Consider the following 16,902-nt stretch of genomic DNA (forward strand, 5'->3'; position numbering starts at 1 on the left):
CATTTGACGGAGTAATAGTCAGTGGCAGTGACGTCGCTGTTAAAGTGTAGCCATAGACATTGCGGTTGACCAAGGACAGTTTGGAACACAGTCAGTATGGTATGGAGCCTCCATAGGCATTATTTTGCTTGAATGGCGATATATGAGGCAACCAGCCGATCATGTCTCTCCCTCCATATTAACACGATGTCTTTCCGGGAGTGGAGTGGATCACGTTTTCATGAGCGAAATGGTTCAGTATTATATGTGAAAATAACGGTAGGAATTTTACTTATTGTCGGCATATAATAATAAGTGAATGCATTAAGGTGAAAAAAGAGGGATATTGTGAATAATGGAGAATAAGTATGTCAACTACCCCCACTTAGCTAACGCTTGAAGTGGGGGCTTGCAACTCCCCAGAAGTGCAAACGGACTTCGTCCTCCTTCCTTGACTTGGGGTTGCATCAGGGGCAGGTTGACGACTACCCAACGACGCAGGTCATGCCTGCATCGTTACCGATTCTCTCGGTGTGTCTGTTGGCAGTACTTGGCTTCCACACACAACAGACGGACCTACGCTCGATGTTTTACGGTTACAACGTTTCCTGTAACCAACTCCATACATCGAGTAGCCGTGATTGGAGTGCCTTTATTGAACGGTTTTCTCCACGCCTTTATTATATCATACACAAAAGAAAGGGGGGAACGCGCATTCCTCTCCCACTTACTCCCTTTGGTCGTTGAAGTGGGAGTCTCCTGCGCGAAATAGGATGAAATGTTTGCAATGAATGATAAATGCCGACTTTTAGGTGAAAAGAGCATTCCCGTTAGGAGCTTTTCCGGGGACTTGATCAAAAAAAGCCCTCTTGGTATGATGCAGGGGTGTCAACCACATCACTCACCATACCAAGGAGGACTTCAGATGAATTGTACACAAAACTATAAAATTGATCAAGTACCCGAACAAACGCTTGTCGTGGGTATTGATATCGCGAAACGAACCCACTACGCCTGCTTCGTGGATGACCGGGGGCGCGTGCTTCGCAAATCGTTCCCGATCTTCCAGTCGAAAGAGGGGTTTCAACAGCTGTATAAAGCGATTCAGGGGGCGATGCAAGCGTTCGGGAAGTCAGAGGTGATCGTCGCCGTGGAGCCGACCGGGCACTACTGGTTGAACCTGGCCTACTTCCTCGAGGAGCACGGGATCCCGTTGGTCATGGTCAACCCGGCGCATGTGTGCCGGTCGAAAGATGACAACCTGCCGACGAAACACGACGCCAAAGACGCCCTGGTCATTGCCAGACTGGCAAAAGATGGACGATTCCTCGTTCCCCGGCTGCTGCACGAGATTAAAGCCGATTTGCGCGTGGGGAGCACGCTCAAAGAGAAGCTCCGCAAGGAACAGACGGCGGTGAAAAACGCGATCGTCCGCTGGACGGATCGGTATTTTCCAGAGTTTTGGACCGTGTTTCGTGACTTGGGGAAAACGGCGCTTTCGGTGTTGGAGTGGACGCCGCTTCCGGCTGATATGGCCGGCCGGACGGTGGAGGAGCTTCTTGAGGTGTACCGGCAAAGCGAAGGGATGAAATGCCCGCAGAAGGCCAAAATTCAGGCGTTGATCAACACCGCGAAGGACTCGATTGGGGTGACGGAAGGGACAGCGATGGCCCGGTTTGAGATCGCCGCGCTCGTCCGCCGATACCGCCAATTGGAGGCGGAGATCGCTGCACTGGACGCCGAGTTGAAGGCATTGGTTCAAACGACGATGGAGTACCAATGGTTGAAAACGGTCGACGGGTTGGGAGACGCCACGATCATCGATCTGCTGGCGGAGATCGGCAGCTTCGCCCATTATCGGGACCCGCGCCAATTGGTGAAGTTGGCGGGCCTGACGCTCAAGGAGAACTCCTCCGGCCAGCGCAAAGGGCAAAAGCACATCTCCAAACGGGGACGGAAACGGCTGCGCTCGGTGCTGTTTCGGGCGATGATTCCGCTGATCCGGCACAACGAGGCGTTTCGCGAGCTGCATGAGTATTATACGACCCGATCCGTCAATCCGCTGACCGGAAAGCAGTCCATCGTCGCCTTGTGCCGGAAGCTGTTGAATGTGCTGTTTGCGATTTGTACGAAGAAACAAGCGTTTGACGCGGAGCGAATGAAACAGGACGTCTTGTCCCAGGTGCAACGGGCGGCCTAAGGCCTCCCCCCTGCGAACGGAAGAATCGTTGGACAACGAGATGACACCGGAGAAGCTGGCGTGATTTCATCCATTCGACCTTGAGTCCCGAAAGGAGCTTGGCCGGCCTCCGCCTGATGACGAGACCGAACGAGGGAATGTTGGCGCAAAGACGCCCGGAGACATGGGAGGGTTCGTCCTCATCAGCGATGCGGAGATCCAAGGGTGCATCGAATACACTTCCCCCTACGTCAGGAAAATGGATCCAGGCGTGGCCGCGAAGCGCACCCTAGGTCTGTAAGATATCCACAAAACTGAAAAAGGATGTAAGGGATTTTGTCGAAAAATATTTTTTCGGCACCCCTGAGAGGCCGAAAAGCCTTGATAGATCAACATTTCTAGAGGGAGTGGTGATCATGAATGAATAAAGAAGTAAGCAAAATCATAAAAGATATTTTTGTGCGTCAAAAAGGATTTGCGAAGACAGAAGACTTAACCAGAGAAGGAGTGAGCAAATATTATATTCGAAAGTTCGAGCAAAATGGAGACATCATTAGGATAAAACGTGGGCTGTACCGTTATGCTGCATTTGAAAATGATCAAAATGAAGAAGTGGTTGAAGTATCAAAAGTGATCCCGAATGGTGTTCTTTGTCTTTTGTCGGCATTGTCTTTTTATGAGTTAACAACTTATAACCCGTGGGAGTACCAAATTGCTATTGAAAGAAAATCAAGGAAACCCAGTTTACCCGATTATCCGCCAATTAAAATTTTCTATTTTTCAAAAAAACAGTTTGAATATGGAATTGAAGAAGTGGAAATAGGCGGCCATAAAATAAGCATTTATAATCGTGAAAAAACGATTTGCGACATTATTCGATACAGAGAAAAAATAGGAATCGATTTAATGAAAGAAGGTTTGCGAAATTATTTACAAAGTCCTGAAAAAAACATAAATAAACTGGTGGAATGTGCTGAGAAAATGCGCATCAAGACGGTTTTATTAAAATACTTAGAGGTGCTTTTATAATGGGAAATATTAAAAATATACCTGCTTCAGTTGGAGAAAGACTAAAGAATATTGCTAAACAAAGCGGAAAAACCTTTGATTTCATTTTACTGTTGTATTTTCAAGAAAGGTTGCTATACCGACTTTCCATTTCTCATTATCGGGATAAATTTGTTCTAAAAGGCGGTCTCTTTTTATTTTCCTTAACACAATTTAAATCTAGGCCAACCAAAGATATTGACTTTTTAGCCAGACAAATTTCGAATGATATTCAATATATCAAAACTGCGTTTGAGTCCATTTGTGCGTTAGCCACTGAAGAAGATGGAGTCGAATTTGATGTAAAGGGCATTACGGCTGAACGAATTAAAGAGGGTGCTGATTATGAAGGGATTCGTATGAAAATTCCGGCAGCACTTGGCAAAATAAAAAAGCAATTGCAACTGGATATTGGATTTGGTGATGTCGTGATCCCAAAACCACAAGAGATGCAGTATCCTACTTTATTAAATATGAAGCCCCCGGAGATTCGAGTCTACTCAACTTATTCAGTAATAGCTGAAAAGTTTGAGGCGATGATCTCACTATCTGTTGTCAACAGTAGAATGAAGGATTTTTATGATGTTTTCACGCTTTTATCAACCGAGAATTTTGATGGACGTGTTTTATGGGAAGCCATATTTGAAACCTTTCAAAGACGTCGAACGAATTTAGAAAAAGAACATCCTGTGTTTTCATCTTCTTTTGCAGAAGATGAGAGCCGAAACAAACAGTGGAAGGCATTTTTGCAAAGAACGGGTATAAAAGAAGATCTACAGTTTCCCTTCGTCATGGAGAAAATTCGAGATTTTCTTTTTCCTGTATATGACTCAATTTTAAAAGAAAATGAATATTGGAAAATGTGGAATAGCCGGACTCTTAAATGGGAGTAACGAAGAAGACAACAACGGACAACGTGTAAGACATCGACACGCACATCCGCTACGAAACGCCGTCAAAGGAGAAGTTGAAGTTGGTGAATGGGGAGTAAGCAAGAAAGCGAGGCTGTCCGAATGAATGGGGCAGCCTCGAAGCGGCCTCTTTTTCTTCGAAATCATTCTTTTTTCTCTTTTCTTTTGACGGAAAGACATCTATGATGAAAGAAAAAGAGAAAGGAAGGAGCGGGCGGAAGTGAGGAAATGGGTGCAGGCGGTGGCAATCGGAATGCTGTTGGCGGCGGTCGGATGGCTTTGGATGCCGAGTTCATCAATGGTCAAGGCGGGGGGATGCGGAGAACGTGTCGGCACGGAAAAAGTGTGGTGGGACGGTGCTGAACTGAAGCCCGGGCAAATCGGCCGGGTGACGGTGGTGGCGCCGACAGAGCTATGGTTGTCGAACAAAGCAGTGAAGACGCTGCCAAGCGGTGCGGTGTATCGCGTGTACGCGCTAGGCGGCGGCTATTTTGGTGTCGGCCGAGGATATGGGATCAAGAACGATGCCCGCGTCCGCTATGAAACGCCGTCAAGAGAGAAGTTGGCCGCTGCTTTATGCGTGCAGCAGGCGAAAACAAGCATGGCGGATGTCACGATGAACGGGGTGGCGATCGGCGACTCGCGCGCCAAGGTCGAAGCGATGTACGGCACGGCGAAGCGCAAGACGAAAAACGCCTACGGCCTATATTGGGAGGCGTATGATCAAGGCGGTTACAAAAACTTTTTGATGGTGAGCTATGACCGTGATCGGGTGGCGGCGATGTACACGAATCACCCGATTGTTCAAACGAAAAAAGGAACGGGCATCGGAACGGCGAAAACGGTGGTGGAAGCGCGCTACGGCCGGCCGCTCGCCTTCATCCAAAAAAAGGATGCCGTCTACGACATTCAAAATGACGAATACGGGACCTATCTTGTCAACGGCCGCTACGTCACCTTCTTTTATGACCGGTACAACAACAACCGGGTGGATGGCGTGCTTGTCGTCAATCGGGCGCTCGAGGATGAAAAGCCCGGGTTTTACGGAACGACGACGGAGGAGCTGCGCACAGCGTATGAATATCAAATTTTTGATTTAGCAAACGCGGCGCGCCGCTTGCACGGGCTTCCGGCGCTCGCGTGGGATGCGAAGGCGGCGGCGGCCGCCCGTGAACATAGCGAAGATATGGCGGTCCATCACTACTTCTCTCATACGAACTTGCAAGGATTGTCGCCGTTTGACCGTCTGAAGCGCCATGGCATCGCTTATCGCGTGGCGGGCGAGAACATCGCCTACGGACAATACGATGCGATTTTTGTCCATGAAGCGTGGATGCACTCGCTCGGTCATCGGCAAAACCTTTTATATCCGGACTTTACCCGCCTCGGCGTTGGGGTGGCGTTCAATTCATTTCATCAACCCTACTACTCTCAAGAGTTTTATACTCCGTGACCGCGGATGATGTTTTCGCTTCTACAGAGCGTCCCAACCTTGCTGGGACGTTCTTTTTTTTTGACTAAATAAATGGAAAAGGGTTCCCCTTTTTGTAGAAGTTTGTCTTATAATAGAATCAGTGTCAACAAAATGATAGAAAGAGAGGAAAATAGGACCAGTGGGAAAAGCGAAGAACATCATCCGCATTGGGGTCGGGGCGGTGTTGGCCGCATGGACGGCGCTGCAGGCGGCAGAAGCGGATGCCGGAGCGAATGTCGTTTACTGGGAAGGCATGCGCCTTGTGCAGGGGCAAATTGGGAAATTGGAGATTGTGAAACCGATTAACCTATGGAAACGGGAAAACGGGGCGCTGACGTTTGTCCGCGTGTTGCAGCCTGGAGAACAGTACCGGGTGTATTCGTATGACGAGGCGTTTGGCGGCCAATACGGGGTTGGCGGTGGATATTACGTCACCAATATCAAAGGGCATGTTGTGTATAAAACGCCGTCGAGGGAGAAGCTGAAGCTTGTCAATCCGGGGGAGTATGGGGCAAGGCAGCTGGCGGTCGGCACAGTGGTAAAGGAAGTGTCGACGCGCATCGCCTCTGGGGTGGAAAAAGAGGAAATGGAAATCGTCGGCGCGCGCGGCAAGCAGCACGTGTACAAGCTTGACATCGATACGTCGAATGAGAGGCTGGTCATTGAGACGGCGCTGTCCAATGATCAAGTGCTTGGCATTGAACCGGTGCTTGAGCAGGCAAAACGGTACGATGGCCGCGACGGAACCGTGCTGGCGGCGGTGAACGGCGATTATTTCAAAGAGGATGGTTCGCCGACCGATTTGATGGTGCACCGGGGAGAGATCGTGATGACGAATACAACGCCAACGGCGGAACGGACGATTTTTGGCATCAGCGCTGATGGGAAGCCGATGATTGGAAACCCAGATGTTCAAATTGGCGTTCGAATTGGACAAGGAAGCTCATATCCCGTCGATGGCATCAACAAGCCGCGGCGCGCTCATCAGTTGATTTTGTACACCCCGTATTTCGCTGCTTCCACGAAAACGAACGCTCTTGGGACGGAAGTCGTGCTGACGAATGTACAAGGGGTGTTGAACGGGAATGGAACGGTCACCGGAACGGTGAAGAAAGTGGTAGTCGGTCAAGGCGATGAACCGCTCCAGCCTGGAGAGCTCGTGTTGTCGGGCCATGGCCGGGCGAGCGACTATTTGCGGCAGGCGAAAGAAGGGGATGCGGTGGAAATTTCCCTTCAGTATGACCAGCCCGAATGGAGTGGGGTGAAAGAAGCGCTCGGCGGCCGATACCGGTTGGTGGCGGATGGAAAAGTGCAGCCGTTTTCGATTGAAGGAGTCCATCCGCGTACAGCCGTCGGCATTGACAAGAACGGAAATGTCATGCTCGTCGTTGTCGATGGCCGCCAGCCTGCCCATAGCCAAGGAATGACATTGAATGAGCTGGCCAAGCTGATGTATGAGCTTGGCGCCGTCGATGCGATGACGCTCGATGGCGGCGGTTCTTCGACATTTGTCGTCCGCCAGCCAAACGGGCAGCTCAAAGTCGAAAACAAACCGTCTGATGGATTTGCGCGTCCGGTGGCGAATGCGCTTCTTGTTGTGTACAAAGAGACGCAAGAGAACGGGGAAAGCGAAGAAGTGCTTGATGATTTTGAGGCCGAGTCGAAGTGGAATGCATCGGGCGTCAACTATGTGGGGGCTGCGGTCGAGCGGACGACAGAAAAGGTGAGAGAAGGAAAGCAGGCGCTGAAAATTTCATATGATTTTCGCGGGATGCCAGGGACATCCGGCGTCTATGCTAGTCGGGAGGAAGCGATTTGGATTTCGAAACGGCCGCAAGCGATTGGCATGTGGGTGTATGGAGACGGAAGCGGCCATTGGCTGCGCGCCCAGCTGCGGGATGGAAGCGGGCGCCGCATCTGGATCGATTTTGCCCGCCATGTCGATTGGACCGGTTGGAAATATGTGCAAGCCGCTGTGCCTAGCGATGTCGCGCTTCCGCTCATGATGGAGATGCCGGTGCGTTATATGGAAACGGATATCGGGCGGAAAAACGCCGGAGCGATTTATATCGACGGCCTTCGCGCCATCTTCCGCTGATGCGCTCGCCTCCCCTGCTTGCCTAGAAGGATGGTGAATGAACAAGGGATGTTGCTCATCGATAGTGGTTCCGAAATCGAGAAAGTCCTTGCATGCTGTTCTTCTGGGCATTTGCATTTCTCTGAAAAGTATTGTATATATGTGGATAGGCAAACCGCAAGGGAGGCAAAAGCTTGACGATGGACGAACAAACGTTGTTGGAGCAGTTGCGAAAAAACCCGCCGAAGCTGGTCGGAGGATATAAAAAACAAGGATGGGCAATCAAAGTGTTGGAGCGAATCGCCAATCCGGATGTGGAAGACGAAGGGGACGGCCGGGTGACGGCCAAAGCGGTGCTGTGGGCGCAAGACGGCACGTATTACCCGGCTTTTTTGACAATTGACCTCAATCAACAAGGAAGAGTCGTCGGCGTCTATTTCATTGCCGAAAACAAGGAACAGTTCGATTTGATTCCGTTCGAATGGGCGAAAGAGTTTCTTGGAAAGCCAGAACAGGCCATCATTCCGTTTCGCTACCGGACGCTGAGCAAAATCGACGGGGATCAGCAGCAAACGAACTGGCCGGACTTTCGTTGATCAAGGCTGGCTCTGACAGTCAAAAAGGTGGCTGAAGAGTCAGCCTTATTTATGCTTGGAAGGGCTTACGTTCGATTTTTTTTCAGGGCATATTTTCATTTTGCCTCTTTTCCAGTAAAATTGAAATACATGTTTACTATTTTTGTAGATAGCAGGTGAAAGCGTGAGGAGAAAACGGAGAAAAGCATTTTCCATCATCGGATGGCTGGCGGTGTTTTGGCTATCTTTTTCACTGTTGGCCGTTCAGACGGAAGCGTCCTCGTTCCCGAATGTGGAGCGGCTTGAACAGCATGCCGCCCAGCTTGAGCGGGCGATGAAAGCCAATCAATGGTCCAAGCCGTACCGTCTCTTCAACCAAGTCAAACGCGATTATGAGGCGGCAAAAAAAGAAGTGGCGCGCGTGCGTCCACAAACGGCAAGGGCGCAGTTGGAAAAACGGATCGCGGCCGGAGAACAGACGATGAAAAAGGCTTCTGCCTATATCAGCGCGGTCGAAAGCGGGGAGCGATTGCGCGCCTTGACGGCCAACGTCGACCGGGCGCTGCGGACGGGGGATGTGGATGTTGTGTACGATTCCTACGGTCCGCTGGAATATCAAATTCGCAAAACAGCGATTCTCATCGGCCGCGTTCCGGGAGCGTCGCTGCGCGAAAAGATGGAAGGATGGTTTCAACGCCCGGCTTTGGCTGTCAAGCTGCGTGCCTATTATCCCATCAATATTATGAAAGCCATGGACAAGTTGCTTGATGCGTATGATGAAGGGGATATCGCGCGGGCGGAGCGGTTGCTGTCGCTTTGCGACCGGTGGCTGCCAAACGTGGTGGATGCGGCGACGCGCAAGCAGCTGGCGGTGTATATCGATGATTTTAAAGCGCCGGTTGTCTTAGATGTCGATATCGAATAAACTGGCGCATGTCGGGAGAGGAGAGACGGATATGAAGGTGATTCAGCGATGGGCGGCGGCTCTTCTATTGCTTGCGGCCTCATTTTCGGTTTGGAGTCCGCCGGCGGAGGCGGCGACGGCTCCGGCGTCAACGAAGGTGCTCGAAGAAGTGCGGGAAATTGTCCGCCAGTATTATGTGGAACCAGTGAGCGATCAAGTGCTGAAGGCGAGCACCCCGCAAGATATTGTCAAACAGCTTGACCCGTATTCTGCCTATATGACAAAGGAAGAATACGAGGAATTTTTGAAGTGGATTGATATGGAGTCTGTCGGCATCGGCGTGATGATTGAGGAAGATGAGAACGGCGTCCACATCATGTCTGTCTTGGACAATGGGCCAGCCGCCCGCGCCGGACTGCAGCCGGGCGATGTGATTCAGGCTGTTGACGGGCAGCCGGTAACGAATGAGACAATGGAAAAAGTATTGAGCTTGATCGCAGGGGAAGAAGGAACGACGGTGGCCGTAACCGTTTGGCGGCCGTCGACCGAGGAAACCGTCAGCGTCACCATCAAGCGGGAAAAATCGACTGGCCGAACGTGGAGTTCAAACGGCTGGCAGGGAATATCGGCTATATTCAGCTATATAGTTTTGATGAGACAGCGCCTGGCGAGATCGAACGCGCCATTCGCTCGTTAAGCGGGGTGAAAGGGTGGATTTTTGACCTCCGCGACAATCCGGGGGGATATGTGGAAACGGCGCAGCAAATCGCCGGCTTTTTCCCGAATGTGAAACAGGCGTTTCAGTTGCGCGACCGTTCGAATCACCCAGAAGTGTATGCCGCTGTCAAACAGCCGGTGCAAATGACGGGACCGATCCGGCTGCTTGTCAACGCGTCGAGCGCGAGTGCGTCGGAAATGTTGGCGGCGGCGGTGAAGGAGCAAAAGGCGGCCGTTTTGTATGGGCAACGGACGTTTGGCAAAGGATCGATGCAGGAAATGTTTGAGCTGTCGGACGGCAGCATGTTGAAGTTGACCGTCGCCCACTTTTTCTCGCCAAAAGGGACGCCGATTCATAACGTTGGGGTGAAGCCGGATGTGCCGACGGTCGTTGGAAAAGAGCTGTATGCCGCTCACCGCGATTTGCTGATTGGGCAGCTGAAAGGGTATCAGTCGCTCGGCAAGCTGCGCAATGCGCCGGTCGATAAGACGTTTGTCGTCCGTTTCTCTCGTCCGCTCGCCAATACCGCGGTAAGCGGAGTAAAATTGTATCAATTAGGTGGACAGGAAGTAGCGGTGACGGCGCAAATCCGCCGGGGGACGGAGCTTTTGATCAAACCGGCAGCGAAGCTGGCCAAAGGGCAGAGCTATTTGTTGGTCATTCCGCCGGTGTTAAAAAGCAAAGACGGTGTGGCGATGAAAAAAGGCGCTTACATGGAGATTCAAACCGCTGCTTCTACGAAATAAGGCTCTCCCATCGAGATGCGTTGGATAGCCGTCTGCTCTTGATGGTGCAAAGTTCGGCTGCTTCGACTAAGGCGCGGCCGACAGCGGGAGCGCGGTCGTTTTGAACGGAACGATGCAAAGAAAGCTGGCCTCCATCGGTCGTTTGGCGACCATGGGGGCCAGCTTTTTGCAGGTTACTCGTCGCTTGACGGCGTTTCTTGCTTTTCGCTCTGTGCCGGGGAGGATGGGATTGTCACCTTCCAGGACGTCCAATCCGGTTCTGCTTTGTGCAGCAATTCCGGTGGGAAGAGGAACGTCCATGGTTTGCTGGTGTGAGCTTTCACTTCCAGATGGCAGGGAAATAATCCGCGGGCGACGATATCGCCAGCATAATCCCGCACTTCAAGCGGGATTTGTTCAAAATGGATATGTTTGTCGCTGCCGTTGCGAATGAGCAACGTGACGCCTAGTTCACCGGAAGGCAGCTGTTTCGCTTCAATGCCCATGAAGTTCACCTCTCCGGGAGCGGGAGGCGGAACCGAGTCAACGAGGGCTTGCAGATGTTGGCGCTGCTTGGCCGACAGCGTCTGCTCCCAGCTTTCCTCTAGGTCGAGCCGATGCCGCGGTGTCAGTTCAAAGGCGATCTTCCATCCATCTGCGGGCAACTGATCGACGAGCTTGTCCTCGGCGGCGAACAAAAACCGCCACGGGCGGGCCGTCATCGGCGGCAGTTCGCCGAAAGGGCTCATATCAAACTCTTTGCGGGCGATCGCCGTGCCATCCTCGTCAAGCAGCAACAGGCGGATTCGTTCAAAGCGAACCGGCTTCGGCAGCGTGTTGCGCAAAATGGCGACAGCGACAAACCCATCGTTGTATTCGACCAGCTTGACGCCGGAAATGGAAATTTGGTTTGGCTGAAGCGGCGGCAGCTGTTCGTGGTAAAAGCGATAGACGTACGTTTCTTCCGGAGACAGCTGCCAGTCCTGATGAAACGACAGCGTCGTTTTCGTTCCGACCTCCGGCTGTTTGACATGTTGCGCCGGCAGCTCGGCTTCCGGTTGCGTGCGTTGTTTTCGTCGGAAAATCATAGGGAACCTCCTTTACGAGGCGGCGTGCTGCGCCGCGGTTATGGTTCGTTCGCGGCGACGGCCGCTTCGTCATCGATGACAAACTGGCTTTTCAAATAGTTCATGGCTGTGGTGCAAATGCCGGCGTCGATCGCTTGCTGCAGCGCGACGAATTCGCGGTAGGCGTCCATTTCAAAGGCGCGGTACGGATCCTCTTGGCCGTAGCTGCGCAAATGAATCCCCTCTTTTAATACATTCAGTTGATTTAAGTGGCGAATCCAGTGGGCGTCGATGGTTTCAACCATCAAATGCTTAAGCCGCATCGTTTGTTCTTCGTCGCACGGAAGATCGGCGAGCGCCGCTTCAAGCGATTGGTATTCGTCCCAAACAAGTTGGGCGATTTCTTCTTTTTGCTTATGGCGAAGCTCATCAATCGGATAGGCAAACCGGAAAAAGGCACGGCGCAGCTCGTTGTGCAGTCCTTCGATGTTCCACTCTTCAAAAAAGACGTTTTCCGGACAATAACGGTCGATCGTTTGCGTGATATGGCGATGGATGTGCCGAAGGAGCTCGGACAGCACCTCTGCTTGCTTCAGCGCCAAGACGCGATCGCGCATATGGTAGATGACTTTGCTTTGTTGGTCGATCACGGTGTCCAATTTCAATAAATGCAATCGCGCCGAATAATGGGCGTTTTCGATCGTTGTTTGCACTTTTTGGACGAACTTGATCGGGTCGGGCGACACGATGCGCCCGGTTTCATCCGTCTCGACTTTGCTTTTCCATTTTTTCAATTCATCTTGATCATACAAGCGGAATAAATCGTCGTCGAGCGAAATGATAAACTGGGAAGACCCCGGATCCCCTTGGCGTCCTGCCCGGCCGCGCAGCTGCATATCAATGCGATGGCTTTCATGGCGCTCTGTGCCAATGATGTGCAGCCCGCCAAGTTCCTTGACGCCTTCCCCAAGCAAAATATCGGTCCCGCGCCCGGCCATATTGGTGGCGATCATCACTTGCCCTTTTTGCCCGGCGGTCGCGATGATGCGCGCCTCTTCTTCCTCCGTTTTGGCATTGAGCAGGTGGTGAGGGATGCCTGCTTTCGAAAACGCTGCTGACAACCGTTCCGACTGAGCGACCGATGTCGTGCCGATGAGAACAGGGCGGCCGATGGCATTCATTTTTTTCACTTCGTCAATAATTTTCCGTACTTTCGCCTCGTACGTCTGGTAGACGAGGTCGTCCCAGTCGGTGCGTCGGGATGGCCGGTTTGTCGGAATCGTAATAACGCGCAGCCGGTACGTTTGCCAAAATTCTTCTTTCGACGGCGTAGCGCTGCCGGTCATCCCGGCCAGCTTCTCATACATGCGAAAATAGTTTTGGATCGTAATCGTTGCTTGGATGTCGTTTTCTTCGGTGATTTCCACACCTTCTTTCGCTTCAATCGCTTGATGCAGGCCGTCGCTGAACGAGCGTCCTTCCATCACCCGGCCGGTGAACGGGTCAACGATCATCACTTTGCCGTTTTTGACGATGTAATCGACATCCCGCCGCATGATAAACCAAGCGCGCAGCGACTGCATCGCATGATGGAGCAGCACGTGATGCTCCCAGTCGTATAGGTTATCGATGCCAAACGCCCGCTCGATTTTTTGCGCCCCTTCTTCGGTGAGGAAAATTTGTTTCGTCTCCAAAGACCGTTCATACTCTTTTCCTTCTTCGAAGGTGCGGACGATGCGTGCCATAATCGGGAACAATTCGGCTCCGATTCCCGATTTATTGGCGATGATGAGCGGGGTGCGCGCTTCGTCGATTAAAATGCTGTCGATTTCATCGATGATGGCGTAATACAGCGGGCGCTGCACTTTATCTTCGAGGCGGTACACCATGTTGTCGCGCAAATAATCAAAGCCGAACTCGGTGCCGGTGCCGTACGTGATGTCGGCCGCGTACGCTTCTTTTTTCTCGCTGGCCGTCATTTGCGACACATTCAGGCCGACGGTTAAGCCGAGAAAGCGGAACACACGGCCCATTTGTTCGCAGTCCCGGCGCGCCAAATATTCGTTGGCCGTAATAATGTGGACGCCTTTTCCAAGGAGGGCGTGCAAGTAGCTTGGCAAAGTGGCCGCCAACGTCTTTCCTTCCCCGGTCTGCATTTCGGCGATGTTTCCTTCATGCATCGCCAATCCGCCCATCAGTTGCACGTCGTAATGGCGCAGACCGAGCACGCGCCGCGCCGCCTCCCGGACGACGGCAAACGCCTCGGTTTTTATGTCATCGAGTGTCTCGCCGCGTTCGAGCCGTTCTTTGAAGACAACCGTTTTTTGGCGCAGTTGTTCATCGCTCAGCGAAGAAATGGTTGGTTCCCATTCATTGATTTGCGCCGCCAGCTTGGCAAGACGCTGCACTTCTCGCGCGCTTTCGTCAAATAGTTGCTTTACTTTTGCAAACATATGTCCATTCCTCTCCTAGACAGGCATGATTTACACCAAGTGCTCTAAAACCTAATTATAGCACAAGATGTTTCCTGTGGAGGGAGGATGTAAAATGTGGAATCGTTCGCCGGATTGGCGCTCGAGCTTCTCGCGGCAAGGGAAAAAGAAATTTTCCATCCTTGGGGACAAAAAAGGGGTGTAAAAAAAGATTGATTTACTCATCGTATATGGTAACATAAAGATGATGTGTGTTTCCGCGATTTTATAAGGCCAAGGTGATTGCACATGAATATGGAAGCATTTGCCGCATTTTTGGCTTCGTTTATTACAGTATTGGTCATCACCCCGTTGGTGATCAAGCTCGCCATCAAAATTGGGGCGGTCGATCGGCCGAACGGAAGAAAAGTGCATACAAAAGTCATGCCAAGGCTTGGCGGATTGGCCATTTTTATCGGTGTCGCCGTCGGCTATTTTGTCGGCGGGGTGTATAAAGAGCAAGTGACGGGGATGACGGTCGGCGCCATCATCATCGTGCTCGTCGGGATGCTCGACGATTTGTACGAGCTGTCGCCAAAAGTGAAGCTGGCCGGCCAGCTGCTGGCGGCGTTCGTCGTTGTCGCTTCCGGGCTGAAGGTCGATCTTTTGACTGTCCCGTTTGTCGGCACGTTTGAGTTGGGGCTGTGGAGCTACCCGATCACCATATTTTGGATTATCGCGATTACGAACGCCATCAACTTGATCGACGGGTTGGACGGATTGTCCGCAGGCATTTCCGCCATTGGAATTGCGACCATTGCCGTCATGGCGGGCATGGCGGGCAAAATGCTCATTTTCACGCTCTGCTTGATCATCTTGGGCAGCGTCATCGCTTTCTTGTTTTACAACTTCCACCCGGCGAAAATTTTCATGGGGGATACCGGCGCGTTGTTTTTAGGTTATGCCATTTCCGTCCTGTCGGTGCTAGGGCTTTACAAAAGCGTGACGCTCTTCAGCTTCGTCGTTCCGGTGATCATTTTGGGCGTGCCGATTTTCGATACGACATTTGCCATTATTCGCCGCATTGTGAATAAAAGGCCGATCTCGGCGCCGGATAAGTCGCATCTTCATCATCGACTGCTGGCTCTCGGCTTTTCGCATCGCAACACGGTCTTGCTCATTTATGCGTTTGGCTTGATGTTTGCCATCAGCGCGATTTTGTTCTCCGCCTCGACGTTATGGCAGTCCATTCTCATCGTCTTTGTCTTGATCGTCTTCGGGGAACTGCTTGCTGAACTGATCGGCTTGGTCAATGATCAGTACAAGCCGTTTATGACCTTTATTCGCAAGCTGCTTCGGGGAAGCCGAAAAGTATACGGAAATGACCGATAAATAGCAAATGGGCCGTTTGTGTCATGAAAGGGACAAACGGCTTTTTTTCAGGAATTGCCCTTCTTTGGAAAGTTATACCCTTCTTTTTCGTTGTTTATGCAGCTTCTGTCGTTCCTTCGCTGATTTTTTTTGCGGCAAGGCCAAGATTGCCACAAAACTGTCATTATATATTGACGCAAATGTGATAAACTAAACATGTTTATTCTATATATTTTTTGGATTTGGAGGAACTTGCGATGAACGTGCCAATGTTGGATTTAAGCGAACAGTATGAACAATTGAAGCCGGAGATCATGCGCGTATTGGATGAAGTGATGCGCTCCTCTCGCTTTATTTTAGGAGATTATGTCAAAAAGCTAGAAGCAGATATTGCTGCCTACAGCCGGGCGAAACACGGAATTGGCTGCGGCAACGGAAGCGATGCGATACATATTGCTTTGCAAGCGGCCGGCGTCGGGCCGGGCGATGAAGTCATCACAACGGCGTTCACCTTTTTCGCGACGGCAGGATCGATTGCGCGGGCCGGCGCCAAACCGGTGTTTGTCGATATCGATCCGGTGACGTTCAACATCGATCCGGCGCAAATTGAAGCGGCGGTGACGGAGAAAACGAAAGCCATCATCCCGGTGCATTTGTACGGGCAAATGGCGGATATGGAGGCGATCGCCGCGATTGCCAAGCGGCATGGATTGGTTGTCATCGAGGACGCCGCCCAGGCGATCGGCGCGAAATACAACGGGAAATGCGTCGGCGAGCTTGGGACGGCGGCGACGTACAGTTTCTTCCCGACGAAAAACTTGGGCGCCTACGGGGATGGCGGCATGATCATTACGAACGATGACGAACTGGCGGAAAAATGCCGGGTCATCCGCGTTCATGGCAGCAAGCCGAAATATTACCATCATGTACTTGGCTACAACAGCCGCCTCGATGAGATGCAAGCGGCGATTTTAAGCGTCAAATTCCCGCATCTGGATCGGTGGACGGAACAGCGGCGCAAGCATGCGGCGACGTATACGCGCCTGCTCGAGGAGGCGGTCGGCGACCTTGTTGTGACGCCGAAAGAAGTCGATGGGCGCTATCATGTGTTCCATCAATACACGATTCGAGCGCCGAAGCGAGACGAGCTGCAAGCGTTTTTGAAAGAACAAGGGATCGCGACGATGGTGTACTATCCGTTGCCGCTGCATTTGCAACCGGTGTTTGCTTCGCTCGGGTATAAGGAAGGGCAGTTGCCGGAGGCGGAAAAAGCGGCGAAAGAAGCGCTGTCGCTGCCGATGTTCCCAGAGCTGAAAGAGGAGCAGCAACAGTACGTCGTGGAGAAAATTGCGGAATTTTACCGTCATTCCGCTTGATCGTCCAACCGGCCAAAGGAGACGTCACTTGCGCACAGCAATGGCGTTTTCTTTGGCGTTGGATCATTTGTTTTGTTCACAACACTTT

13 protein-coding genes are annotated in these 16,902 nt (G+C 51.7%); 11 read left to right on the plus strand and 2 right to left on the minus strand.

What is annotated here, in order from left to right; translation table 11 throughout:
• The first annotated feature begins 904 nt into the window (after window positions 1-904).
• The 9 genes from CD000_RS17035 to CD000_RS19710 all read left to right on the plus strand — a co-directional run bounded on the left by CD000_RS17035 (window position 905) and on the right by CD000_RS19710 (window position 10,610).
• Complete coding sequence (locus tag CD000_RS17035; protein WP_096226128.1) at window positions 905-2,179, plus strand: IS110 family RNA-guided transposase; 1,275 nt, start codon at window positions 905-907, stop codon at window positions 2,177-2,179.
• A gap of 399 nt (window positions 2,180-2,578) precedes the next feature.
• The gene (locus CD000_RS17040) at window positions 2,579-3,187 is read left to right on the plus strand and encodes a type IV toxin-antitoxin system AbiEi family antitoxin domain-containing protein (RefSeq protein ID WP_013524694.1); all 609 of its coding nucleotides are present in this window, start codon (window positions 2,579-2,581) and stop codon (window positions 3,185-3,187) included.
• Entirely contained in the window at window positions 3,187-4,098 is a 912-nt protein-coding gene (locus CD000_RS17045; protein WP_096226129.1) for a nucleotidyl transferase AbiEii/AbiGii toxin family protein, read from the plus strand. The genes CD000_RS17040 and CD000_RS17045 overlap by 1 nt, the downstream gene beginning before the upstream one ends.
• Before the next feature lie 238 nt (window positions 4,099-4,336).
• A complete protein-coding gene (locus CD000_RS17050; protein WP_096226130.1) occupies window positions 4,337-5,569 on the plus strand; it encodes a CAP domain-containing protein in 1,233 nt (410 codons plus the stop codon).
• 160 nt (window positions 5,570-5,729) lie between these two features.
• Complete coding sequence (locus CD000_RS17055; protein WP_096226131.1) at window positions 5,730-7,688, plus strand: phosphodiester glycosidase family protein; 1,959 nt, start codon at window positions 5,730-5,732, stop codon at window positions 7,686-7,688.
• 173 nt (window positions 7,689-7,861) lie between these two features.
• A complete protein-coding gene (locus CD000_RS17060) occupies window positions 7,862-8,263 on the plus strand; it encodes a hypothetical protein (RefSeq protein WP_096226132.1) in 402 nt (133 codons plus the stop codon).
• 163 nt (window positions 8,264-8,426) lie between these two features.
• Entirely contained in the window at window positions 8,427-9,167 is a 741-nt protein-coding gene (locus tag CD000_RS17065) for a hypothetical protein (RefSeq protein ID WP_096226133.1), read from the plus strand.
• A gap of 31 nt (window positions 9,168-9,198) precedes the next feature.
• Entirely contained in the window at window positions 9,199-9,843 is a 645-nt protein-coding gene (locus CD000_RS19705) for a S41 family peptidase (RefSeq protein WP_233130477.1), read from the plus strand.
• Entirely contained in the window at window positions 9,744-10,610 is an 867-nt protein-coding gene (locus tag CD000_RS19710; RefSeq protein WP_233130523.1) for a S41 family peptidase, read from the plus strand. The genes CD000_RS19705 and CD000_RS19710 overlap by 100 nt, the downstream gene beginning before the upstream one ends.
• 173 nt (window positions 10,611-10,783) lie before the next feature.
• Here CD000_RS19710 and CD000_RS17075 read toward each other — a convergent pair whose 3' ends face one another.
• Window positions 10,784-11,677 (minus strand): accessory Sec system S-layer assembly protein, encoded by an 894-nt coding sequence (locus tag CD000_RS17075; protein ID WP_096226134.1) that lies wholly within the window; start codon window positions 11,675-11,677, stop codon window positions 10,784-10,786.
• A 38-nt stretch (window positions 11,678-11,715) separates the two neighbouring features.
• Window positions 11,716-14,109: an accessory Sec system translocase SecA2 gene (gene secA2, locus CD000_RS17080; RefSeq protein WP_096226135.1), complete on the minus strand. Its 2,394-nt coding sequence runs from the start codon at window positions 14,107-14,109 to the stop codon at window positions 11,716-11,718.
• A 267-nt stretch (window positions 14,110-14,376) separates the two neighbouring features.
• Here secA2 and CD000_RS17085 point away from each other — a divergent pair, with 267 nt between their 5' ends.
• Window positions 14,377-15,459: a glycosyltransferase family 4 protein gene (locus CD000_RS17085; RefSeq protein WP_096226136.1), complete on the plus strand. Its 1,083-nt coding sequence runs from the start codon at window positions 14,377-14,379 to the stop codon at window positions 15,457-15,459.
• Window positions 15,460-15,695: 236 nt separating this feature from the next.
• Window positions 15,696-16,814, plus strand: coding sequence for a DegT/DnrJ/EryC1/StrS family aminotransferase (locus CD000_RS17090; protein WP_021321960.1), 1,119 nt, complete (start codon window positions 15,696-15,698; stop codon window positions 16,812-16,814).
• Window positions 16,815-16,902: the final 88 nt, after the last annotated feature.

Source organism: Geobacillus sp. FJAT-46040 (genome assembly GCF_002335725.1).
Classification (GTDB): domain Bacteria; phylum Bacillota; class Bacilli; order Bacillales; family Anoxybacillaceae; genus Geobacillus; species Geobacillus thermoleovorans.